At 61.1% G+C, this 20,351-nt stretch carries 23 protein-coding genes and 1 tRNA gene; 5 read left to right on the forward strand and 19 right to left on the reverse strand.

From position 1 onward, the window contains the following. The first annotated feature begins 10 nt into the window (after positions 1-10). Positions 11-256, forward strand: a complete 246-nt coding sequence (gene hfq / locus ACO06F_RS01830) for an RNA chaperone Hfq (RefSeq protein ID WP_111198540.1) — start codon at positions 11-13, stop codon at positions 254-256. Further along, positions 253-1,635 carry a GTPase HflX gene (hflX, locus tag ACO06F_RS01835; RefSeq protein ID WP_421695000.1) on the forward strand — a complete coding sequence of 461 codons (1,383 nt, stop codon included), beginning with the start codon at positions 253-255 and terminating at the stop codon, positions 1,633-1,635. Before hfq ends, hflX begins: the two co-directional genes overlap by 4 nt. A 122-nt stretch (positions 1,636-1,757) precedes the next feature. Here the strand turns inward: hflX and mazG are convergent, their stop codons facing one another. Continuing rightward, a complete protein-coding gene (mazG, locus tag ACO06F_RS01840; protein WP_421696600.1) occupies positions 1,758-2,531 on the reverse strand; it encodes a nucleoside triphosphate pyrophosphohydrolase in 774 nt (257 codons plus the stop codon). A 77-nt stretch (positions 2,532-2,608) separates the two neighbouring features. On the opposite strand from mazG, the gene ACO06F_RS01845 reads away from it, so the two are divergent. Next, positions 2,609-3,346, forward strand: coding sequence for a class I SAM-dependent methyltransferase (locus tag ACO06F_RS01845; RefSeq protein ID WP_421695001.1), 738 nt, complete (start codon positions 2,609-2,611; stop codon positions 3,344-3,346). 122 nt (positions 3,347-3,468) lie between these two features. Here ACO06F_RS01845 and ACO06F_RS01850 read toward each other — a convergent pair whose 3' ends face one another. The 10 genes from ACO06F_RS01850 to ACO06F_RS01895 all read right to left on the reverse strand — a co-directional run bounded on the left by ACO06F_RS01850 (position 3,469) and on the right by ACO06F_RS01895 (position 14,484). Beyond that, on the reverse strand, positions 3,469-5,937 hold the full coding sequence (locus tag ACO06F_RS01850) for a hypothetical protein (RefSeq protein ID WP_421695002.1): 2,469 nt from the start codon (positions 5,935-5,937) through the stop codon (positions 3,469-3,471). A gap of 14 nt (positions 5,938-5,951) precedes the next feature. After that, positions 5,952-6,746, reverse strand: coding sequence for an MBL fold metallo-hydrolase (locus ACO06F_RS01855; protein WP_421695003.1), 795 nt, complete (start codon positions 6,744-6,746; stop codon positions 5,952-5,954). Beyond that, on the reverse strand, positions 6,743-7,543 hold the full coding sequence (locus ACO06F_RS01860; RefSeq protein ID WP_421696601.1) for a TatD family hydrolase: 801 nt from the start codon (positions 7,541-7,543) through the stop codon (positions 6,743-6,745). The genes ACO06F_RS01855 and ACO06F_RS01860 overlap by 4 nt, the downstream gene beginning before the upstream one ends. Before the next feature lie 5 nt (positions 7,544-7,548). After that, positions 7,549-9,090, reverse strand: a complete 1,542-nt coding sequence (gene metG / locus ACO06F_RS01865) for a methionine--tRNA ligase (protein WP_421695004.1) — start codon at positions 9,088-9,090, stop codon at positions 7,549-7,551. Between the two features lie 20 nt (positions 9,091-9,110). Further along, positions 9,111-10,142: a DNA polymerase III subunit delta' gene (locus tag ACO06F_RS01870; RefSeq protein ID WP_421695005.1), complete on the reverse strand. Its 1,032-nt coding sequence runs from the start codon at positions 10,140-10,142 to the stop codon at positions 9,111-9,113. Further along, on the reverse strand, positions 10,142-10,837 hold the full coding sequence (gene tmk / locus ACO06F_RS01875; protein ID WP_421695006.1) for a dTMP kinase: 696 nt from the start codon (positions 10,835-10,837) through the stop codon (positions 10,142-10,144). Before tmk ends, ACO06F_RS01870 begins: the two co-directional genes overlap by 1 nt. Before the next feature lie 83 nt (positions 10,838-10,920). Continuing rightward, the gene (locus ACO06F_RS01880; RefSeq protein WP_421695007.1) at positions 10,921-12,099 is read right to left on the reverse strand and encodes a serine hydrolase; all 1,179 of its coding nucleotides are present in this window, start codon (positions 12,097-12,099) and stop codon (positions 10,921-10,923) included. 74 nt (positions 12,100-12,173) lie between these two features. Further along, complete coding sequence (locus tag ACO06F_RS01885) at positions 12,174-13,178, reverse strand: septal ring lytic transglycosylase RlpA family protein (RefSeq protein ID WP_421695008.1); 1,005 nt, start codon at positions 13,176-13,178, stop codon at positions 12,174-12,176. A gap of 133 nt (positions 13,179-13,311) precedes the next feature. Further along, positions 13,312-14,031 carry a tetratricopeptide repeat protein gene (locus ACO06F_RS01890; RefSeq protein ID WP_421695009.1) on the reverse strand — a complete coding sequence of 240 codons (720 nt, stop codon included), beginning with the start codon at positions 14,029-14,031 and terminating at the stop codon, positions 13,312-13,314. A 12-nt stretch (positions 14,032-14,043) separates the two neighbouring features. Further along, positions 14,044-14,484: a DUF2147 domain-containing protein gene (locus tag ACO06F_RS01895; RefSeq protein ID WP_421695010.1), complete on the reverse strand. Its 441-nt coding sequence runs from the start codon at positions 14,482-14,484 to the stop codon at positions 14,044-14,046. Positions 14,485-14,586: 102 nt separating this feature from the next. On the opposite strand from ACO06F_RS01895, the gene ACO06F_RS01900 reads away from it, so the two are divergent. After that, positions 14,587-15,357 (forward strand): class II aldolase and adducin N-terminal domain-containing protein, encoded by a 771-nt coding sequence (locus ACO06F_RS01900; RefSeq protein ID WP_421695011.1) that lies wholly within the window; start codon positions 14,587-14,589, stop codon positions 15,355-15,357. Between the two features lie 57 nt (positions 15,358-15,414). After that, positions 15,415-15,504, forward strand: a tRNA-Ser gene (locus ACO06F_RS01905). A 745-nt stretch (positions 15,505-16,249) separates the two neighbouring features. Here ACO06F_RS01905 and ACO06F_RS01910 read toward each other — a convergent pair. From ACO06F_RS01910 to ACO06F_RS01945, 8 genes are all read right to left on the reverse strand, one after another. After that, a complete protein-coding gene (locus ACO06F_RS01910; RefSeq protein WP_421695012.1) occupies positions 16,250-16,591 on the reverse strand; it encodes a hypothetical protein in 342 nt (113 codons plus the stop codon). Positions 16,592-16,778: 187 nt separating this feature from the next. Beyond that, positions 16,779-17,453 carry a hypothetical protein gene (locus ACO06F_RS01915; protein ID WP_421695013.1) on the reverse strand — a complete coding sequence of 225 codons (675 nt, stop codon included), beginning with the start codon at positions 17,451-17,453 and terminating at the stop codon, positions 16,779-16,781. 191 nt (positions 17,454-17,644) lie between these two features. Further along, positions 17,645-18,139 (reverse strand): hypothetical protein, encoded by a 495-nt coding sequence (locus ACO06F_RS01920; protein WP_421695014.1) that lies wholly within the window; start codon positions 18,137-18,139, stop codon positions 17,645-17,647. A 77-nt stretch (positions 18,140-18,216) separates the two neighbouring features. Continuing rightward, a complete protein-coding gene (locus tag ACO06F_RS01925; protein ID WP_421695015.1) occupies positions 18,217-18,477 on the reverse strand; it encodes a transcriptional coactivator p15/PC4 family protein in 261 nt (86 codons plus the stop codon). Next, positions 18,474-18,785 carry a winged helix domain-containing protein gene (locus tag ACO06F_RS01930; protein WP_421695016.1) on the reverse strand — a complete coding sequence of 104 codons (312 nt, stop codon included), beginning with the start codon at positions 18,783-18,785 and terminating at the stop codon, positions 18,474-18,476. Before ACO06F_RS01930 ends, ACO06F_RS01925 begins: the two co-directional genes overlap by 4 nt. Beyond that, positions 18,775-18,960, reverse strand: coding sequence for a hypothetical protein (locus ACO06F_RS01935; protein WP_421695017.1), 186 nt, complete (start codon positions 18,958-18,960; stop codon positions 18,775-18,777). Before ACO06F_RS01935 ends, ACO06F_RS01930 begins: the two co-directional genes overlap by 11 nt. 69 nt (positions 18,961-19,029) lie before the next feature. Next, positions 19,030-19,233: a helix-turn-helix domain-containing protein gene (locus ACO06F_RS01940; protein WP_421695018.1), complete on the reverse strand. Its 204-nt coding sequence runs from the start codon at positions 19,231-19,233 to the stop codon at positions 19,030-19,032. 123 nt (positions 19,234-19,356) lie between these two features. After that, positions 19,357-20,268, reverse strand: a complete 912-nt coding sequence (locus ACO06F_RS01945; RefSeq protein WP_421695019.1) for a hypothetical protein — start codon at positions 20,266-20,268, stop codon at positions 19,357-19,359. Positions 20,269-20,351 lie beyond the last annotated feature (83 nt).

Raw genomic sequence — 20,351 nt, forward strand, 5'->3', positions numbered from 1 at the left:
GGAAAAAAAGATGGCCCAAGAAAAGCAGCAGAACTTGCAGGACACGTTTCTCAACCACGTTCGCAAGCAGAAAATTCCGGTGACGGTGTTCCTCGTGAATGGCGTTAAACTTCAGGGTGTGATCACCTGGTTTGACAACTTCTGCGTATTGCTGCGCCGGGACGGGATGTCCCAGCTTGTCTACAAGCATGCGATTTCGACAATCATGCCGGGCGGGCCGATCAGCCTGTTCGATGAGGAGCAGGCAGGCGGTTGAGCACGCGCAGGAAGAGTGGAACGGGCGGCGGCGTCGATTTCCAGATTGAAGGCAAGCAGGCCACACGCGCCATCGTGCTCCACGTGGACAGGCGTGACCGCGGCGCGCCTCCCACCTCTGAGCGTGCGGTCAGCGCCCGGCTGGAGGAGGCTGTGGGCCTCGCGCAGGCAATCGATCTTGAGATCGTGGGTGAGATCATTGCCCCCGTCACCGCGCCCAAGCCCGCAACCCTCCTGGGAAGCGGCAAGGTTGAGGAGATCGCGGAGCAGGTGAAGGCTACCGAGGCTGAACTCGTTGTCGTCAATGCCCAGCTCTCGCCCATCCAGCAGCGCAACCTCGAAACGGCCTGGGGCTCCAAGGTACTGGACCGCACCGGACTCATCCTCGAGATCTTCGGCCGCCGCGCCTCCACGCGTGAGGGCACGCTCCAGGTGGAGTTCGCCCATCTCGAATACCAGAAGAGCCGCCTCGTCCGCTCCTGGACCCATCTGGAGCGCCAGCGTGGCGGCTTCGGCTTCTTAGGGGGCCCCGGCGAAAGCCAGCTCGAGGCGGACCGCCGCCTCATTCAGGAGCGCATCAGCCGCATCGAAAGGCAGCTCGAGTCGGTCAAGAAAACCCGAGCGCTTCATCGTAAGGGCAGGGCGCGCGTGCCCTATCCGGTGGTGGCGCTGGTGGGCTACACCAATGCCGGCAAGTCGACGCTCTTCAACCGTCTGAGCGGTGCCGGTGTTCTCGCCAAGGATCTGCTCTTTGCGACACTCGATCCCACCATGCGGGTGATCGAGCTGCATCACGGCCGCAAGATCATCCTGTCGGACACGGTGGGGTTCATCTCAGATCTCCCGACTTCCCTGATCGCCGCTTTCCGCGCCACGCTGGAAGAGGTGCTCTCGGCGGACATCATCCTCCATGTGCGTGACATCGCCCATGAGGATACAGATGCCCAGTCGGAGGATGTGAACCGCGTGCTGGCCGAATTGGGGATCGATGATCTTCGCCGTTCCCGCATCATCGAAGTCTGGAACAAGCTCGATTTGCTGCCCCCTGAAGAGCGTGCCGCGCGCGAGGCGCAGGCCCTCAGGAAGCCCGGCTGCGTGCTTGTCTCCGCCGTCACGGGCGAGGGGCTGGAACCGCTCCTCGAGCTTGTCGAAGGCCGCCTGGGTGCGGGCGACACCATCTATGAAATCCTGCTCGGTGCCGAAGACGGCCAGGGCCAGGCTTGGCTCCATGAACGCGGCGAAGTCCTCAGCCGCCGCAGCCACGAAGACGGCCGCGTCCTCATGAAGGTGAGACTCGCCTCCGACGTCGCAGGCCAGGCCCAATCCCGCTTCGGGTCCGCGATGAAGCTGCTGGGGAAGAAGAAGGTGGCGGCGGAGTAGGAGTTTCCGCCGCTCCCGAAATGCCGTCATCCCAGCGAAGGCTGGGATCCAGCTTTCCCGCACCTCATGGCCCAAAGGGAGTGAACAGCCGGGCGAGGCCCTTTCACCGCATCCAGCGAACTCTACTTCCCCAGCCGCTTCGCCTCGTCCCAGAGACCGTCCATCTCCGCGAGGTTCGACTCCTTCGGCTCTTTCCCCGCCTCCGCCAGCCTGGCCTCGATATGGGCGAAGCGGCGTTCGAATTTGGCGTTGGTTCCGCGCAACGCTGCCTCCGGGTCGATCCCCAGGTGCCGCGCCACATTGGCCATGGCGAAGAGCAGGTCGCCATATTCCTCGGCCTTCTTCTCGTCCGGCGCCTCGCGGAACTCGGCCACTTCCTCGGAAATCTTGTCATAGACATTGTCGACCGAGGGCCAGTCGAAGCCGACCTTGGCGGCCTTGGCCTGCAGCTTCACCGCGCGGGTAAGGCCGGGGAGGGCGCTGGGAATGCCGGCCAGCGTACCCTGCTGGGGCTTCAGCTTCCGCTCCTCCGCCTTCCGGTCCTCCCAGAAGCCCTTGGCCAAAGTTGCCGAGCGCGCCTCATCATCGCCGAACACATGCGGGTGGCGGCGGATCATCTTGGCGTTCACCGCCGCGATCACGTCGTCGAAGGTGAAACTCCCTTCCTCATCCGCCATCTGCGCGTGGTAGACGGCCTGCAGCAGCAGGTCGCCCAGCTCCTCGCAGAGCTCCGCCCGGGAACCTGACTGGATGGCATCCGCCACCTCATAGGCTTCCTCGATCGTATAGGGCGCGATCGTCTCGAATGTCTGTTCGAGGTCCCAGGGGCAACCGGTCACCGGCGTCCTGAGCGCCTTCATGATGGCGCGCAGCGTCTCGATCTTGCGGGGGTCCATCGTGGCGGGGTTGACAGGATTCTGGCTCATGAACAAGGCACTACCCGATCTATCGGATTTCGACTAGCCATGAGGCCATGCAGGACCAGCTCTTCCACGATCCAGCCCTCGTCCAGTTCTACGATGCCGAGAATGGCTGGCGCGAGGATACGCGCTTCTGTGTGGCGCTGGCGGCGGATGCAAAATCCGTTCTCGACCTCGGCTGCGGCACGGGGCTTTTGCCCGCCGCTCTGGGGGTCGCGCGCGACGTGTGGGGGGTCGATCCCGCTGCTGCCATGCTTGAGGTGGCGCGCAGGCGGGAAGGGGGAGACCGTGTCACCTGGGTTGAGGCCGATGCCCGCACCGTCCGCCTCGGGCGCCGCTTCGACCTCATCCTCCTCACCGGCCATGCCTTCCAGTGCTTCCTCACCGACGCCGATCAGCGGGCACTGTGTGAAACGATTGCGGCACACCTGGCCCCCGGCGGCCGCTTCATCTTCGACTCCCGCAACCCCGCACGGGAGGAATGGCGGGAGTGGGTGCCCGCACGTTCCGAGCGCGTCTTCGAGCTGGAGCCCCACGGGCGGGTCACCGCCTGGAACGATGTCAGCTACGATCCGCTGGCGCAAATTGTGACCTACCAAACCAGCTACCGGACTGCTTCCAAAATGCTCCGGACTGCTACGTCCCGCATCCGTTTTGCACCGAAAAAAGACATCGCCCAACGCATCGCGGAGGCCGGTCTCGCAGTCGACAAATGGCTCGGCGACTGGCAGGGCGGAGCCTACAAACCCGATGCAAAGGAGATCATTCCGATCGGCCGGAGTGCAGCGTAACGCATCCTGCCAGCTCGTGGTGTCATTCGCATAATATATATTATGGCATATAAACGCGTATATTGGATTGGCAGAAAATCAGCCCCTGTCAATGGTTTGGGCTGAAATCCGTACAATCTCCCTCAGTTCAGCGGCGCCTGCTTCGGCCAGGTCTTGGGCTCGCAGGTCGTTACCTTCTCTGTGAAGTCCTTGTTCCATTCCGTGCGCCGGCAGCCGAACCAATATGGCGTCTGCTGCTGCCAGCTGGTGCCTTTGAACTTCGTCGCCAGCAGCTGCTGTGCCGCCTTCGAATACCGCTCATGGCTCCCGTGCCAATTGCAACCATAACGCGTCGTCCTCACGGCCAGCGCCAGTGCCTCCGGCGCGCCGTCCTGGCCCTTGGAGGCCTTGCCCCAGCGGATGGCGGCGTCCGACAGACGCTCCGGTCCCTGGGCCATGCGGCTGAGCGCGCGCAGCTCCTTCCAATCCGTCGCATCGATCATGGGATGCGCCTTCAGGACCTTGTCGCGATTGGCGTCCAGTTGCGGCACCAGCGCCGGGTCGTAAACGTCTCCCAGACGCTTGATCTGGTAGCCGCCGTCGTCTTCCAACCCATTGACATCATTGGCCTGTTTCCGCAATGCGCCAAGCTGGCGGTCGGTTTCGAAGGGGCACCACCAATTCTTGTCGTTGGGGTTCCAGCCGTCAATCTCGGTGAAGCTCTCGGGCTTGATGCTTTCGTTCATCCAGTCGCCCGGCATGGAGACCAGGATATTATGCGGCGGGCTCCGCAATATGGTTAACAGCCGCTGATTCCGGGGGGAGATGTCCGGATAATCCGCCTTCACCTTGTCCGCGATTGCTTTGATTTCAGGGTTGAGCCCAAGCATCAGATCGAGGTGTGGTCCGTCTACCTTGCGTTGCAGCCCATAGTCTCTCGTCCATGCCGCCCGCGCAAACAGCGCCCGGTCCTGCTGGCTGAAGCCCGTGTCCTCCGCCAGCGCCCAGAGCGTCTTCACCGGCAGGAAATTGAACGTGATATCGGAGCCTGGATCGCTGTTCCTGAGAACCGCATCCTTCCAGTGTGCCTCATCCTCGGCTACCAGTGCCAGCAGAGCTGAAAACCGATTGCGATCAAGCACATCGTCACCGCTGGCAAGGCCTGCGAGAAGCTCCGGCGTGATGAGTTTGTCGCGAAGCGTCCGCGCTTCCGCCGTGTTGCCCTGCCCCGCCAGATATTGCGCCAGGCCATAGAGAGCGCCTGCAGAATAGGCCCGGGACGTCTTGAAAGGCACTGACTGAAGACCCTCTTTGGCCTCCTCATAATGTCCGGACAGTGCGGAGAGGCGCACGGCGTGGTTCAGCAGAAAGCCGGCCGCTGCGGTCTCCGGCGCCTCACCGCAGCTCTTCTCCGCTAAGTCCATGGCGGATCTGGCTTTTGACCAGATTTCGGCCCGTGTCGCATCATCCGGCTTGGCGGAGAGTGCCTTCAACATGTCGAGCGCGGGACCTTTGAGCTGACCGCCCGAAGGCTGCACGGCGAGCGCTTTGCCCACATAGTCCGACATGCGGGTCTGCCATTTGTCGCCGATCAGGCTCCAGGGAGCTGACTGGAATTTCGCATTGGCGGATTGCCCCGCCATCATCCACAGCGCCATCGGGTGTTGGCGGGAGGCATCCACGAGTGACTTTGAAATCGTTGGGTTTTCGGGCAGGATTCCGTCCAACCACCAATCCCCGTCCTTGGCCCGAATGCCGACGAAGTCGATATCGTAAAGCGCTGCCGCATATTGGCGTTTGAGGTCTTCGCTAGACAGGATCTTGTCCGCCGGCGTTTCGATCACGGCGATATCCCCGTCGATCAGCCCAGTCCAGCCTTCGGCCGTATCTTCCTGATTGGCGATGTAGCCGAGAAGCTCCTGCGTGATCCCGTGGACGGAGGCCAACGTGGGATCTGCGAGAATGGCCTCAGCCTGTTTCCGGGCCTCCGCGGGCTGCTTCGCGTTTGCCAGCAAGTTCGCGACGTTATAGGCCGCGGCCGCCCGGTGGATGGAGTTGGACTGGGCGATCGCCCTGAACATCGGAATGGCCTTCTCCTTGTCACGGTAGAAGGCGATCGAAGCGTCCTGATAGGCGCGGTCGGCCTTCTGGCGATTGGCAAAGGCGGCATCGTCACCCAATGGCGGTGGAAGCGAGATCTGGCCGTCCTCGCTGGTGCAGGCGCGCAGAACCTGCTCCTGCACCATCAGCCACTGCTTCACATAGGGGTGGTCCTTGCCGAGCTGGTCGATGCGCTTTTGCAGCACCGAGAGTGGATAGCCGATGCGGCAGCTCCAGCTCACATCCTGCAGGCTTTGGCTGGCGGGAAGAATTTCGGCCGCGAGTTTCTTCCATTGCTCCTGCAGCGCCCAAGTATCGGCATCGGACGGTGCTGGGTCAAGCATCGGATCGCCCAAGCCGTTGAGAACGCGCCAGGTTCTGGCGCTGAATGGCTCCGCGGCATAGCGGTCAATGGCGGAGGAGAGCTTAGCGGGATCGCAGGTCGACTGCGCCAGAACCGGTCCGGCAAGAATCGCCAGCGAGGCCATGCTCGCCGCAAAGGATTTCAACATGGTCCGCCCCACGGTCAGAAATGAAGGTCGAAACCATCATAGGCCGGTTCCACCCCAGCGGGAAGTTCCTTTGCGAGCGTGGCGAAGTCCAGGTCGACATGCATGTTGGTGATAACAGTGCGTTTTGGCTTCACGCGAGCGACCCATTCCAGCGTTTGCGGCAGGCTCCAGTGGCTGGGGTGCGGCGTGCGCCGGAGGGCATCAACCACCCATAAATCAAGGCCCTGCAAGGCTGAAACGCTTTGCTCCGGAACGCCATCAATGTCGGGCGTATAGGCCATGCCGCCGATGCGGAAGCCTAGGGCATCAATGGTGCCGTGGTGAACCTGGAAGGGCAGAGCGGTGACCGGGCCCCCTGCCCCTGTGATGGTCACCGGCTTTCGTGGTTCCATCGCGTTGAGGTTCAAGATCGGCGGGTAATCGCTACCGGGTGCGGAATAAAAACAATATGCAAAGCGGGTGGTTAGCATGCGGCCCGTGGCATCATCGGCCCACACTTCTACGCGCTTCCGCTTGAGAAGATAGAAGGCGCGCAGATCGTCAATGCCGTGGGTGTGGTCGGCATGCTCATGTGTGTAGAGAACGGCATCGATATCGCTGATCCCGGAGCTCAGCATCTGCTCGCGGAGGTCAGGCGAAGTATCGATAAGAACACGAGTTTCCCCGCCTCCACCGGTGCGTGTCACCAAGGCCGAACAGCGGCGCCGGCGGTTACGAGGGTCGGAAGCGTCACACTGGCCCCAGTCATTTCCGATACGGGGAACGCCGGCCGAGGAGCCGCAGCCGAGGATGGTGATCTTGCTGCTCATGCCGCAGTCTTGAACCGTTCCGGTCGCGGTACCTTGGAAAACAGACGGAAGAAATTGTCACTCGTTACGCGGGCCATCTCCTCGGTCGAGAGGCCACGAATTTTCGCAAGCGTTTCCAAGGTCTTGACTACAAAGGCGGGCTCATTGGACTTACCGCGATAAGGGACCGGGGCAAGATAAGGGGAATCGGTTTCGACGATGATCCGGTCCAGCGGAAGGGATGCGGCTGTCTCGCGGATGTCTTCCGCGGTTTTATAGGTCAGGATGCCAGAAAACGAGACGTATCCTCCCATTTTCACTGTTGAATCAGCAAGTTGGCGCTTCGAAGTGAAGCAATGGAGCAAGGGCACGAAGGGGCCCTTTGCCATCTCCTCCTCCAGAATTGCGATGGTGTCTTCCTCCGCCTCCCGGCTGTGGATGACCAGCGGCAGGCCGCTGCGGCGTGCGGCGTCGATATGGATGTGGAAGTTCGTGGCCTGCGCGTCCCTCGGGCTCAGGTCATAGTGATAGTCGAGCCCCACTTCTCCGATGCCGACGCATTTGGGGTGCTGGGCGAGCCTGACCAGCTCCTCCGCAGGCACGCCCAATTCCTCGTGCGCGTTATGAGGATGGGTGCCTACCGTACAGAAAACATTGGGGTTTTCATCTGCAATGCGGCTGAGGTTCGGAAAGCCTTTGACGCGTGAAGAAATCGAGACCATGAGACCCACCCCAGCGGTTTCGGCGCGGGCCAGAACGCCGGGCAGGTTCTCTTCCATGCCCTCGAAATCAAGATGGCAATGACTGTCAACGACCAGCATGATCAGACCTGGACCTCGTCTTCCACGTAGCGCGGGAAGATGGGTTGAGGTGCGGGAAGCTGCGTTCCGGGAACCAGCGGCGTTGCCAGGTCGATGAAACTCCGGTTACCTTCGATGCCAAGAAGCTGCAAAAGTGTCGCTGCCGAAGACGGAATGTAAGGTTGCGACATGATGCCAATGATGCGCAGGACTTCAGCCGTCACATAGAGGACGGTGCCCATCCTGGCAGGATCGGTCTTCTTCAGCGCCCAGGGTTCCTGGCCCGCAAAGTAGCGGTTGGCGTCCGCCACAACCCGCCAGATCGAATCGAGCGCCTTGTTGATGGCGTGGGTGTCATGGGCGGCCCGGGCCTCAGCATGAATGCGGCCGGCGGCTTCGAGGATCTCCCGGTCTGCCTCAGACAGGGGCCCGATGTCCGGAACCTTGCCGCCGCAGTTCTTGGCGATCATTGAGAGCGAGCGCTGGGCGAGGTTGCCCAGATCATTGGCGAGGTCCGCGTTGATGCGGTTGACGATCGCCTCATGGCTGTAGTTGCCGTCCTGGCCGAAGGGTACTTCCCGCAGGAAAAAATAGCGGGTCTGGTCCACGCCATAGGTGCGGACGAGATCCGCCGGGGCCACCACATTGCCAACCGACTTCGACATCTTCTCGCCGCGGCTGAACAGGAAGCCGTGGACCACGATCTGCTCCGGCACGGCGAGGCCGGCTGAGAGCAGGAAGGCCGGCCAGTAGATGGCGTGAAAGCGGGTGATGTCCTTGCCGATCACATGGGCATTGGCGGGCCAGAAACCGGCGCGCGGCGCATGGGCGTCCGGGAAGCCGGTGGCGGAGAGATAGTTGGTGAGCGCATCGACCCAGACATACATCACGTGCTTGGGATCATCCGGCACGGGCACGCCCCAGTCGAAGGTGGTCCGCGAGATCGACAGGTCATTGAGGCCGCGCTTCACGAAGGCCACGATCTCGTTGCGGTAATTCTCCGGCGTGATGAAATCCGGGCGCTTTTCGTAAAGCTCCAGCAGCTTCTCCGCATAGGCCGAAAGCCGGAAGAAATAGCTCTCCTCCTCCACCCATTCCACGGGCGTGCCGGTCTTGAGGGCGAAGCGGCGGCCGTCGCGCTCCTCGATCTCGTCCTCGGCGTAATAGGCTTCGTCCCGCACCGAATACCAGCCGGAATACTTGGACAGGTAGATGTCCCCGTTTGCGGCCATGCGGCGCCAGATTTCCTGCACGGACTCCTTGTGGCGCGGCTCCGTCGTCCGCAGAATGTCATCGGCGCGGGCGTTCAGATCCTCGCCCATCTGCTCGAACTGGATAGCGGTGCGGTCAGCGAGCTCCTGGGGCGTTATCCCTTCCCGAGCGGCCGTCTGCTGCATCTTCTGGCCGTGCTCATCCATGCCGGTGACAAACAGCACGTCATAGCCATCCAGCCGCTTGAAACGGGCAATGGCATCGGTCGCGATCCGCTCATAAGCGTGGCCGATGTGGGGGGCGCCATTGGCATAGGGGATGGCGGTGGTGATGTAGAATTTTGGTTTCGACATGGCGCTTCTTGTCTTGGTGTTCAGGAGGCCTTCAGAGCCTCTTCGAGGCGCATCAGCGCATCGGTGACCGTCTGGCGGCGGTCGAGGTTTAGGGCATCCGATTGGCGGAGGGAAGCGTTGATGTCGTCATGGGCGCGGGCCAGCGCCTCGCCCCGGCCGTGAAGGCCTGCAGCGCGGGCCTGCTCCGCCGTCCAGCCCACCAGCAGTTCGCAGAAGATGAAATAATCCTCAGCCGACTCGCGGCCCGAGAACGCGGCCGCGATCTCGACGGCCGTGGCCGGGGACAGCTTGGAGCGCTTCAGGAATTCGGCAAAGGCCGCAGCTCCGCGGGAGCCGATCAGCTCCATCGCCCGGCCGGGGCTGCCGCGCGAAAGTTCAGCGGCCTGGGTGAGCGCCCCTCCTCCCGCCTCGACCGCACCCGCCGGCAGACCCTCGAGCACCTCCAGCGTCTGGCTGGTGGCGAGAGGGGCAAGCCCCAGATGCAGGGCACGCGAACGGATGGTGCGAAGGAGCCTGCCCGGCTGATGGCAGACGATGAGGAACACCGACTGTTTGGGTGGCTCCTCGACGAGCTTCAGGAGCGCATTGGCGGAGGCCGTGTTGAGCTCATCCGCCGCATCGACAATTGCCACCCGCCATCCACCGGCACCTGCCGTCTGGCCGAAGAAATTTTGCGCCTCCCGCGCATCGTCCACGGCGATTTCGGTCTTGAGGCGCTTGGCCCGCGGATCGACCGCGCGCTCGATAACGAGCAGCCCCGGATGCGCCCCTGCCGACACCTGGCGGAAGGCCGGGGTTTCCGGCGCGATATAGAGCGAGGCGTGGGAACGGGCCTTTTCGGCGGAGGGCACCTGCAGGAGGAATTTCGCAAATCGGTAGGCGAGCGTTGCCTTGCCGATGCCCCTTGGCCCCGAAATCAGCCAGGCGTGATGGAGCTTGCCGGACTGATGCGCCTGAAGGAGCCGCGCTTCAGCCTCTGCATGGCCCACAAGCTCCGCCGCGCGGCGCGGGTGCCAGGCAACGTCACGCGGGTCCTTGAAATCCTCCGCCATCAGAGGACACCGGCGACGGCGGACCAGACCTGATCGGCAACGCTGTCCACAGCCTGCGCGGCATCGATCAGGCGGCAGCGCTGCGGGTCCTGCCGCTGGATCTCGAGAAAGCCTTGGCGGAGGCTCTGGTGGAAGGCGAGGCCCTTTCGCTCATAACGGTCCTCCGCCTGGTGATCGCCCCGGCTTCGGGCGCGGGCGAGGCCAATGGCGGGGTCCAGATCGAATATCAGGGTCAAGCCAGGCCGCGTGGAGCCGACCACGGATTGCTCCAGCGCATCGATGAAGCCTGGCGGGCAGCCACCGGCATAGCCCTGATAGGCACGGGTTGAATCCATGAAGCGGTCACACAGCACGGTTTGCCCTGCCGCCAGGGCGGGGCGGATCACCTGCTCCAGATGCTGTTCCCGCGCGGCATAATTGAGGAGCGCTTCGGATGTGGGCGTCCACCGGGCGACATCCCCGGAAACGAGCAGCGCGCGGATGGCCTCCGCCTCGGGCGTGCCACCCGGCTCCCGCGTGACCAGCACGTCCCTGCCCCCGGCCTGAAGCCGCGCGGCGAGGAGGCGGATCTGCGTGGACTTGCCGGAGCCTTCGCCGCCTTCGAATGTAATGAAGAGCCCGCTCATATGCGAAAGGTGCTGCCCCGCCAGCCCCCCACCCCTTCCCACGAGGGAGAGGGAATGTGAAACCGGCATGATTTCGCCAGATTATTTTTCCCTCCCCCTCTTGGGGAGGGGCGAATGTGTGGGGTGGATGTTGGCGGCATGATGCGGAGAGATTAGCTGCCGAAGGCCATGATGAACAGCGAGTCGATTGCGCGGGACCACATGGAGGAATCTTCCGCAACAGCGGCGGCGGTGACGACCGGCACATCCGCCACGGTGATGCCATCGACAATGAAGCGGACGGAGCCCACTTGCTGGCCCTCCGCCACCGGGGCGATCAAGGGGCCGCTGTAGGCGAGCTTCACCTCAGCCAATTCCTGCTCCTGCGGGGTCAGGGCCACGCGGACGTTATCGGCGGCGAGAAGCGGCACGCTGCGGGCGGTTCCGCCCCAGACCCGGGCTTGGCCCACCCTGGCGCCCTTGGCATAGACATCAACGGGCCGGAACTGACGGAAGCCCCAGTCCAGCAGGCTTTGGGCTTCCTGGCGGCGCTCGTTGATGCTCTTGAGGCCGGCGATCACCATGATGAGGCGGCGGCCATCGCGCGCAGCGGAGCCGATGAGGCCGTAGCCTGCTTCCTTGGTGTAGCCGGTCTTCATGCCGTCAGCCCCCGGATAATCCTTAAGGAGCGGATTGCGGTTGTCCTGGCGGATCTTGTTCCAGGTGAATTCGGGGATCGAATAGTACTTATAGTATTCCGGGAAATTATTGATGATGTAGCGCGCGAGGATGGCGAGGTCCCGCACGCTCATCTTGTGGTCCGGATCGGGAAGGCCCGTGGCGTTCTTGAATGTGGCGTTGGTGGCGCCAAGCTCATGGGCGCGCCTCGTCATCTGTTCGGCGAAAGCGGCCTCGCTTCCCGCCATGCCTTCTGCGATCACGATGCAGGCATCATTGGCGGATTGGACGATGACGCCCTTGATGAGGTCTTCCAGCCGGATGTCCGAGTTGAGCTCAGCATACATGGTGGAGCCGCCGGACGAGGCGCCGCCACGTTTCCAGGCATCTTGGCTGACCTTGAAGGTTTGATCGAGGGTGAGCTTTCCGGCCTTGAGCGCTTCGAAGACCATGATCATGGTCATCAGCTTGCTCATGGAGGCCGGCGGGATGGCGGCGTCGGCATCCTTCTCATAAAGAACGCGGCCGGTGCGGGCATCAATCAGGATCGCCTGGCGGGCCTTTGACTCATAGACGTCATCCGCCTTGGTCTGCGCCAAGCCTGGCGCAGCCGCCTGCCCCAGCAGCAAGCAGGCGAGAAGGACGAAACAGATTACGCGACGTACCGGCATCATCGCTCCAAGCTAGAAGCCTTCGGCGCGGAAATCAACGCGGGTTGGGCGTGGCCCCCGAAGCTTGAGCCCTTGGCCTATTGCAGCGAGGCCTGGACGGATTGCGTCTTGATCAGGCGGGCATCTGTGTAGCCGGCGGACTGAGCATCGACCAAGGCCGTCTGGGCGTCGTTCCCATCGGTGATGGGGCCTAAGCGGACGCGGTAGACAGGCCCCGAGGCGCCCGAGAGTTCGATGAACTGCACGGGCCAGACGGCGGAGAACTGGTCCCGCGCGCGGGCGGCGTTGGCACCATCCCCGAAGGAACCGAGCTGAATGTAATAATTGATTTCGGCCAGAGGCGCGGGCTCCGCGGTTATGGGCGCTGCCGGTTCAGCGGGCGCGACATAGGCGACTGTCTCCAGCACAGGCTGCTTCTTCACGGGCTTCACCTCTGCCACCATGACGGTATCCGCCGGTGCCCTGCCCTTGCGCCGGTCTGCGGCGGCGATCATGCTGCGCATCGGCGTGCCGCGGGCGAGCTCCTTGTTCATGGCGACGAGATGCCCGCCATTGTCGTTCAAGGGTGCGGGGCCGATATACTGGACGCGCACCTGGGCCGTGCCCTTGTCCTTGTAGCCGAGTGCCAGGGCCGCCTGTTTCGAGACATCCAGCACGCGGGTGTTGACGAAGGGGCCACGGTCATTGACGCGCACCACGATCTCGCGGCCGTTCTCGAGATTGGTGACCTTCACATAGCTGGGCAGCGGCAGTGTGGCGTGGGCCGCTGTTAAGCGGTTCATGTCAAACCATTCGCCATTGGAGGTCTTGCGGCGGTTGAAGGCCTCGCCATACCAGGAGGCGGTGCCTTTCCTGTCATAGTTCGGCTGTTCCTTGGGCTCGAACCAGCGGCCCGCAACCTGATAGGGCTTGCCGACAAAATAGCGACCGCCGCCCCACGGAACCGGACCCTTGCCGGGATAGATGGGGCTGCCGGTGCCCGCGAAAGGATCGCGGTTCGTCTGCTTGTTCGAATGGGCGCAACCGGCAATCGCCAGGCCCATGGCGACGAGCACCACCGCGTTCCGCATCACACGCACCATACTCACCCACTCCGCCTGACCAGGCTTGATGCTGCCCCCGTGGCGCATTCGAGTCCCGAGGTCCACGACTTTGCGCCGGGAGCGTAAACGGAGGGTTGGGAAGTATGGTTAAGAGAAGGTTGCCGGGTGTCGGCTAGTCCGCCGTTGCGGCGGGTTTGGATTGCAGCCGGTCCACATTCTGCTGGGCCTTGCCATTGCCGGCGGCGAGTGCCTGCTGATAGAGATCGAGCGCCTTGGTCTTGTCCGTGGGGGCACCCCAGCCCATTTCATACATGCCGCCAAGATTGTTGAGACCCCACGGGTCCTTCTGCGAGGCTGCGCCTTCGAACAGGCGGAAGGCCTTGATCAGATCCCGCGAGACGCCCTTCCCTTCAAGGTAAAGCATGCCGAGATTGTTCTGCGCATCGGCGAGCTTCAGGTCCGCTGCTTTCTGATACCAGTCGGCGGCCTTGGCGAGATCAATGTCGGTGCCTTTGCCCAGCTGGTAGCACTGGCCCAGCGCATCCATCGCCGGGGCATAGCCCTTGGCGGCGGCATCCTGATAGAGTTTCAGGGCCGTGCCCGGATCCTGCTTCAGGCCCTTGGCCCCGCGCGAGACGAGGCGGGCCAAATGATATTGCGCGTCGACATTGCCCTGAAGGGCGGCCTGGCGGAACCAGCGGGCAGCCTCTGCCTCATCGAGCTTCACGCCGTCGCCCTTCTCATAGGCGAGCCCCACCTCATATTGCGCGTCGACGTCCCCCACCTTGGCGAGCGTTAGCTGCTTGTCAAAAGGAAGGTCCTGCAGCGCCTGGGCGGCGGCGGGTGAGGCGGCCAGCAGGAGGGCGGTCAGGACAGTTGCGGGAAAACGCATGGATGCTCCAGCTCAGTCGACGCGGATGAACTTCATGGATTTGCAGAAGACGCCCGCCACGCAGCCATTGACCGTCATGGTGCGGGAGCCCTGCAGTTTCATGTTCGAGGAATAGGTGTTGCCATCATCGGGATTGTAGATTGTGCCGGTCCAATAACCATCACCCGCGGCCTGCATGTTGGACAGGATGGTGAGGCCCACGACCGGCCGGCGCCGAAGCGACGGGTTGGGGTTTTCCTTGTCGAGCCGCGGGCGGCCCTTGTCATCACGCGGCTTCTTGAGGGCGACGACCGTTCCGCACAGCCTGGCACCGCAGGAGGAGACGCGCACCGTCACCTTGCCGTTGGACATGCGCCAGACGCCCGTTGCCTTGTCACCTGCGCGCGCGGGGCCAGAAAGTCCCGTTACCGCCACCACGGCGCAAGCCGCTGCCGCCACTGCCACGTTCCGCATTCCCGCCACCTCCGCACTGCCGCCATGCGCCCTTACCCGATCTTGCCCGATTGCCGGGGTGAAGGGGAAGGGTTATCGTCACCGTCCTCAGCACAGGAGATTATGATGGGGAACCTCGCGACGCTCAAGACGGCGAAAACTGTTGAAACCGACGAATGGCAATTGCGTGTCGACCTTGCGGCAGCATTCAGGCTGGCGGTGCGCTTTGACTGGCATGAGGCGGTGGCCAATCACCTGAGCCTTGCGGTCTCGGCCGACGGCAAGAAATTCCTCATGAACCCGCGCTGGAAGCATTTCTCGAAAATCCGCGCCTCTGACCTCATGCTGCTGGATTCGGCCGATCCCTCGACGATGGACCGCCCGGACGCGCCGGACCTCACCGCCTGGTCTATCCATGGCCGCATGCATGCCAATGTTCCGCAGGCGCGCTGCATCATCCATCTGCATCCGCCCTATGCCACGGCACTGGCCTCGCTCGCCAACCCCGAGGTGCTGCCGATCGACCAGAACACCGCGCGCTTCTACAACAGGATCGCGGTTGACATGGAATATGGCGGCATGGCCAACACCGACGCCGAGGGTGACCGCCTAGGGAGCCTCCTCGGCAACAAGCAGATCATGATGATGGGAAACCACGGCGTGCTCGTCTGCGCCGCAACGGTGGCCGAGGCCTTCGACCTCACCTATTACCTGGAACGTGCCTGCCGCAACCTGATCCTGGCCTATTCCACCGGCCAGAAGCTTCACGTCATGTCTGGCGCCGTGGCCGAAAAGACCGCTCAGGAATGGGAATCCGACCGCGACCAGTTCCAGGCCCACTTCGCCGAAATGAAGGAAATCCTCGACGCCGAGGACCCGAGCTACGCCGATTGAACCACCATTGAGATGCCGCGCGAAGGCTGCTAGGAAGCATCGCCTTCGCCGGCACCTGGAGGGGTGGCAGAGCGGTCGATTGCGGCGGTCTTGAAAACCGTTGAGGGGTCAAACCCTCCGGGGGTTCGAATCCCTCCCCCTCCGCCATTAATCGATTCTAATTATTTGATATTTAGATGTTTTTTGGAACGGCGCGACATCCTGTCCTACCGATTGTCCTACCATGCATCGTTGATGGAACTTTTCCACGACTGGCTGACGATGTTTCTGTTGCTCCTGCCAACCGGCTATTGTGCGCTACTCATCGGCACAACAGAAAGGCCAACCGAGTGAAAAGAACCTTACTCCGGCTCGCTTTAACGTTATTGCATCTACGCTAGTCTGGTTTCTCAATCCCGCATCCAGTTGAGCACCACCCAGCGTTAAGTATAGCGAATATTGCAACGCCTCGTAAAGTTCGCCGGGTTCTATACCTTGACGCTGTAATTCATCGGAGGCGTCTACGACATTGGCCATAATGCTCATGTACGCTCCCGGAGAAAGTGGAATACTTGGAGTGATAGTCTCCGGGAGTTTTTCCCAGTTTTGTAATATGAAACTTTGCGGGATGACTTGTTCGATATCGCCACTTTCTTGGCGAGCTTGATATAGGGCCAGTCTCTGTTCGAACTGCTGAGAAACCTCTTCAGTTTTGCGGATGATAATCTTGCCCGATTCCCATTGCTGCAGAATGTCGACAACAGCAGCTACGTAAGCTTCTTGCGTCTTTGTCAGGGTAAAACTGGGCTTCCTAAACTCAAGCGTCTCTTGAGCGAATGGAGCATCAACTTGAAAAAAGAATAAATACGCTGCAAATAGTGGAAACTATGCCCGTCGCATAACTACTTGTCTCTCACTTTTGCTTGATGTTTGCTATTGTGAACCACGTGAAAGTCACACCACCCACCGTGAAAAGAACAATTTGTATAAGACCAGAATAGACGAGCACGTTGTTGAACGGATCGAATTTATTCGCATACAAGAGACTGATTATCGCACCGTGCAGAATGTACCCCATCAGAGCACTGAGCGAAAAACACAGTAACCCGGTAGCAAGCACCCATTTCCTTACAAAGGCTTTGTCTGAAGAACTTACAAAGCCTCCGACCACGCCAAACACGCCCGCAGCAATAAGCATAAGCTGAAGGGTTAATTGCCTCAGTGTTTCCAAGGCTTCGACATAGTGAACGTCCATTTACGCCTCCATAGCAATAATGGCGAGTTTACTCAAGGGCAGACATTTTAGGGTGCCGTGCGCGTCGCTGATCTAGTACGCGTCTGGAGTGTCAGACCTAAGGTATCCCCCGCACTCTGTAATGAATTCCCGGCATATCCTCACGTATCGCCGCATCCCCGCTACCTGTCCGCCTTTGAATGCGTTTCTAGCGACGGCTGCCTTTCCCTCGAGCGTTCTTGGCCCTGTCGCTGATTCCCAAGGTCGCCATCGCCGAATTGCCAGCGACTGTGCTTTCCGCTGCTCCGCTGTCCATCGCCTTTTCATTACAAGCCTCTAATTGTTTGTTTGACCGACTTTCATTTACTTCCGCGCGCGTCGTGAGTTTCGTCCCATTGTTTACCTGTTGCGGACCGTTCGCGATGTTCGCCTGCTTGGCATATATGACGGGTGGGTTCTTGACGGTGCTCAACGTTTCAAGCGTCATCCGTGCCTGGTTCTGAGCCTTGAAGGCGAGCTTGAGATAGCGCTCTCCGGCGTCGAAATAGCTGCCGCCGAAATTGATGGAGGAACGGCGCAACAGATCGGCAAAGAGTCCGTTGAGGACAGTCGCCTGGCTCACGAGGATGGCCTCTACGTCTCGCATGTCTCCTTTCTTCACGCGGTCTGCATTGGCGGTCATCGCCTCCACCAGCTTGTCTAGTGAGACGTCACCCGTGGTGCCGCGCGCAAACCTGTTGAGAGCCATGGCGTTTGTTGCGAACGGCCCCGACAATACCTCGGCTGATCGAAGGTCCACGTCATCGCCCTCTCTGACGCCAATTGTCAGTGTGTCCGTCTTGACGGGTTCGCTTGGCTTGGGAGGTGACTTGGTCTGTGACATTTGATGCTCCTTGAATTCGCTGAGGCCCGCGCCCGACGCGGGTCCGGTTGTGAATCATTCCGGTCGCGCGTTGCGCTGCGCTCCGCCTTGGCTCCGCTCCATGCGCGCCCTGACGTCGTGCCCATATGGTAGATATCTATATGCGGCTCTCTGGTGAGACCGGGAGTTTGTTCTCTGGCGTTCAATCGGTCTCATGAGAGAGCCACCTTTCGGCAATATTGTTGCGCAGCGTCCAAACGTGGCCCTCCCGTGAGACCGGGTTGGCTCTCTGGCGAGACCGTGAAATGAATTTTGCCGTCTTGCCAGCGCATGAAGGCGCGAGAGGGTCTCTCGCCTGTCACGTCACACTTGTGGAGCGTGAGACGCCATTCGGTGGCCCGGCCCTCGCCTGCCTTCATATTGAATCCTCCCGGCTTGACGGCCTCGATAAAGCCTCTGGCGGTCAGCTCCTGTAGCGCGCGGGCCGCCGTGGCGCGGGAGATGGGCAGCGCTTCGGCGAGCATGCGGCCAGACATGGCTAGACGTCCGTTGCGTCCGGGCACAAACAGGCGCGCCATTTCGATGAATGCCAGACGTGCCGCCAGCGACAACGAGCGCCACGCAGGGGAGTTCAGAAGGTAGTGTTCGAGCATGACGAAGCGCGCGGCATGGCGGGTTCTTCCTGTACGATTGTGTTTCCGACTCATTAGACGCCTCTGTGGGCCGATGTTTGATTCTGGGCTGTTGCATAGCGGGCGGAGCCGAAACCCCGCCCAGCGTGTTCCTATTGGTTCGGCTTGCCATTCAAGGCTTCGAACTGCAAATCGCCGGTAATCTCCAGCGCCTTGCGTATGGCTTCCGCCAACGCAGGGAGATGGCGGATGGACACAGTCAATCCTCCCCGCCCCGGCAAGAGCTTGCCATCATCGCCCCCATACCAAGTGCGAAGGTCAACGATTGGTTGCCCCCTGAAGATGTCCAGCCTCACCACGAGGGTCTCACGCGTGTTCTTGGGCCACGATGCAATGATAACTTCTGCTGTCATGCTGCCATCCGTTCTCTTGGCTCCGAGCGTTCCATCAATTCCACAGGAGATTGGAGGATGTAACGCCCGTGACTTCCGCCAGGATGCGGCTCTCGGCTTGTTTTAATGGCCAAGCCGCACTCAGTACGGAGGCGGTGGACGTAGGCTGCGAGCCGCACTGCCCAGCCCGCCTGGAACGCTTCCAGCGAGGTGATGCCGCGCGGTCCGGCTTCTACTAGCGACAACAGAGTTTCGGCCGGGCGACCTGTTACGGTGAACGCGCGGCCGTCCGGCACGATGCGGGCTGTGACAGTCAGCTTATCGGTCATGGAGACCTCCAAAGCCTGCGATTTCCGAGATGGCCAGCGCGCGCCAGATCGGGAGATGGCGGCGTCGCGCAAGTACCCTGATGCCGACAGGAAGGCTCTTGAGGCGTTCGACTTCCGCCCAGTGCCCCAGCGGTGTTTCATTGAACTGCGTCGCGTTTCGGAGTATGAATTGCATGTCATTAGCTCTTGAGATTGTTGACGGGAGCGGGACAAGCCCGGCGCTGCAACGCCGGGCAATTCTTTGTCAGGCTGCATCGTTGCTGCGGCCAGTGAGAGGAAGGCTCTCGATGAAGCGGCGGAGCTCCGTCACCTCGATCAAGGTGCGGCGTCCTGCCTTCCGGGTCTTGAGCATGCCGGATGCAATCGCGGCATAGAGAGACGTGCGCCCCAGATTTGCACAACGTGCCGCCTCAGCAACCGACAAGACGAAAGGAACAAATTCGGTCATGTAAACCCCGTATCAAGCCGGGAATCGCCCGGTGCGTTCGCCGGAAAACGCTCCGGCTCACGAGGTTATGGGGGCTCGCCGAGAGATTGTCTTATTGGACGCCGAAAGAAATTTTCACGACGTCTATCCGGCGGGCAGGGCCGCTAGGAACTTTGACCTGTATCTTGAAATTGTCTCTAGCGAGTACGGGCCTACTTGCATCACTGACAGACAGGACAGCACGAATCTCACACCCAACGTCTCCTGAAGGCCTTCCTTTGCAGGGTCATTTGCTGGTGCAACTGTATATCGGGAGCGAGTGAGCCGGAGTTTGCAAAACGTTTCGTACAATTCCGGCAGTGTGCCGCCAATCAGTCGAACTATTGGCGTGACTTCCTCTCCTTTGAAGAAGAGCGGGCCGCTCCAACTCTCGTGCTCAAGAGCCGTCTCGCTGTGGGTTTTAACCACCTGCCGCTCGATTTCTGACGCGATGGAGAGCCGCATAGTTGAAGCGAATGCGAACCACCTGTGGACAAACTCGGGTATATTGTCCGTGCTGAACTCTCCTTCGGCGGTTTTGTTGGTCTCGAACTGAATTCCAAGTGCTTCTTGCTGTACCGTAGGAAGTTCGCGAACGACCCTTCTCACTGCACGTCCCAGATAGTCCATAGCGTGACGGTCCGCCGTGGCTTCAGAACTTGCGAAAACGGCGATACGACCCACTGATGCCCGAATATGGGAGAGTGATTTGGTAACTGAGGAGGGTATCGGCGCTGTCTGAAACGCCACTTCCACCTGATAGACACCGAGCACACGTATCAATCGATGCAGCAGTCGAAACGCTTGGAACACATTGAGGCTGTGTTCCTCCGCAATCGCAATCACTCCATCCCTCATTACCCGTGCATCGGAGGTAGGGCGACCGCCAGTGATGAGTCTGATAAGCCGTTGCGCTCGTCTGTATTTCTCGAAAAGTTCATCGTAAATGGTAGTCGCCCGATGGGGCTGGTTTTCAATTGACGACAAGTATTGTTGAATTTCCTTCCATTGGCTCATCGCCGCACCTTTGCGCGCACCATTCGAACGACTGGAAAAGCGGTGATGCTTCCGCGTTTCACTCCTTCGGGTCTGCCCAGAGT

It is taken from the genome of Aestuariivirga sp. (assembly GCF_965227715.1).
Taxonomy (GTDB): Bacteria; Pseudomonadota; Alphaproteobacteria; order Rhizobiales; family Aestuariivirgaceae; genus Aestuariivirga.

Coding starts and splice junctions, on each gene's coding strand:
- ACO06F_RS01935 (WP_421695017.1), bottom strand. CDS start 18,960: ATGCAATTCATACTCCGAAACGCGACGCAGTTCAATGAAACACCGCTG.
- tmk (WP_421695006.1), bottom strand. CDS start 10,837: ATGCCGGTTTCACATTCCCTCTCCCTCGTGGGAAGGGGTGGGGGGCTG.
- ACO06F_RS01890 (WP_421695009.1), bottom strand. CDS start 14,031: ATGCGTTTTCCCGCAACTGTCCTGACCGCCCTCCTGCTGGCCGCCTCA.
- ACO06F_RS01885 (WP_421695008.1), bottom strand. CDS start 13,178: ATGGTGCGTGTGATGCGGAACGCGGTGGTGCTCGTCGCCATGGGCCTG.
- ACO06F_RS01930 (WP_421695016.1), bottom strand. CDS start 18,785: ATGACCGATAAGCTGACTGTCACAGCCCGCATCGTGCCGGACGGCCGC.
- ACO06F_RS01925 (WP_421695015.1), bottom strand. CDS start 18,477: ATGACAGCAGAAGTTATCATTGCATCGTGGCCCAAGAACACGCGTGAG.
- ACO06F_RS01945 (WP_421695019.1), bottom strand. CDS start 20,268: ATGAGCCAATGGAAGGAAATTCAACAATACTTGTCGTCAATTGAAAAC.
- ACO06F_RS01855 (WP_421695003.1), bottom strand. CDS start 6,746: ATGAGCAGCAAGATCACCATCCTCGGCTGCGGCTCCTCGGCCGGCGTT.
- metG (WP_421695004.1), bottom strand. CDS start 9,090: ATGTCGAAACCAAAATTCTACATCACCACCGCCATCCCCTATGCCAAT.
- ACO06F_RS01900 (WP_421695011.1), top strand. CDS start 14,587: ATGATGGGGAACCTCGCGACGCTCAAGACGGCGAAAACTGTTGAAACC.
- ACO06F_RS01910 (WP_421695012.1), bottom strand. CDS start 16,591: ATGGACGTTCACTATGTCGAAGCCTTGGAAACACTGAGGCAATTAACC.
- ACO06F_RS01850 (WP_421695002.1), bottom strand. CDS start 5,937: ATGTTGAAATCCTTTGCGGCGAGCATGGCCTCGCTGGCGATTCTTGCC.
- ACO06F_RS01940 (WP_421695018.1), bottom strand. CDS start 19,233: ATGACCGAATTTGTTCCTTTCGTCTTGTCGGTTGCTGAGGCGGCACGT.
- hfq (WP_111198540.1), top strand. CDS start 11: ATGGCCCAAGAAAAGCAGCAGAACTTGCAGGACACGTTTCTCAACCAC.
- ACO06F_RS01915 (WP_421695013.1), bottom strand. CDS start 17,453: ATGTCACAGACCAAGTCACCTCCCAAGCCAAGCGAACCCGTCAAGACG.
- ACO06F_RS01880 (WP_421695007.1), bottom strand. CDS start 12,099: ATGATGCCGGTACGTCGCGTAATCTGTTTCGTCCTTCTCGCCTGCTTG.
- ACO06F_RS01870 (WP_421695005.1), bottom strand. CDS start 10,142: ATGGCGGAGGATTTCAAGGACCCGCGTGACGTTGCCTGGCACCCGCGC.
- ACO06F_RS01845 (WP_421695001.1), top strand. CDS start 2,609: ATGCAGGACCAGCTCTTCCACGATCCAGCCCTCGTCCAGTTCTACGAT.
- ACO06F_RS01920 (WP_421695014.1), bottom strand. CDS start 18,139: ATGAGTCGGAAACACAATCGTACAGGAAGAACCCGCCATGCCGCGCGC.
- ACO06F_RS01895 (WP_421695010.1), bottom strand. CDS start 14,484: ATGCGGAACGTGGCAGTGGCGGCAGCGGCTTGCGCCGTGGTGGCGGTA.
- mazG (WP_421696600.1), bottom strand. CDS start 2,531: ATGGACCCCCGCAAGATCGAGACGCTGCGCGCCATCATGAAGGCGCTC.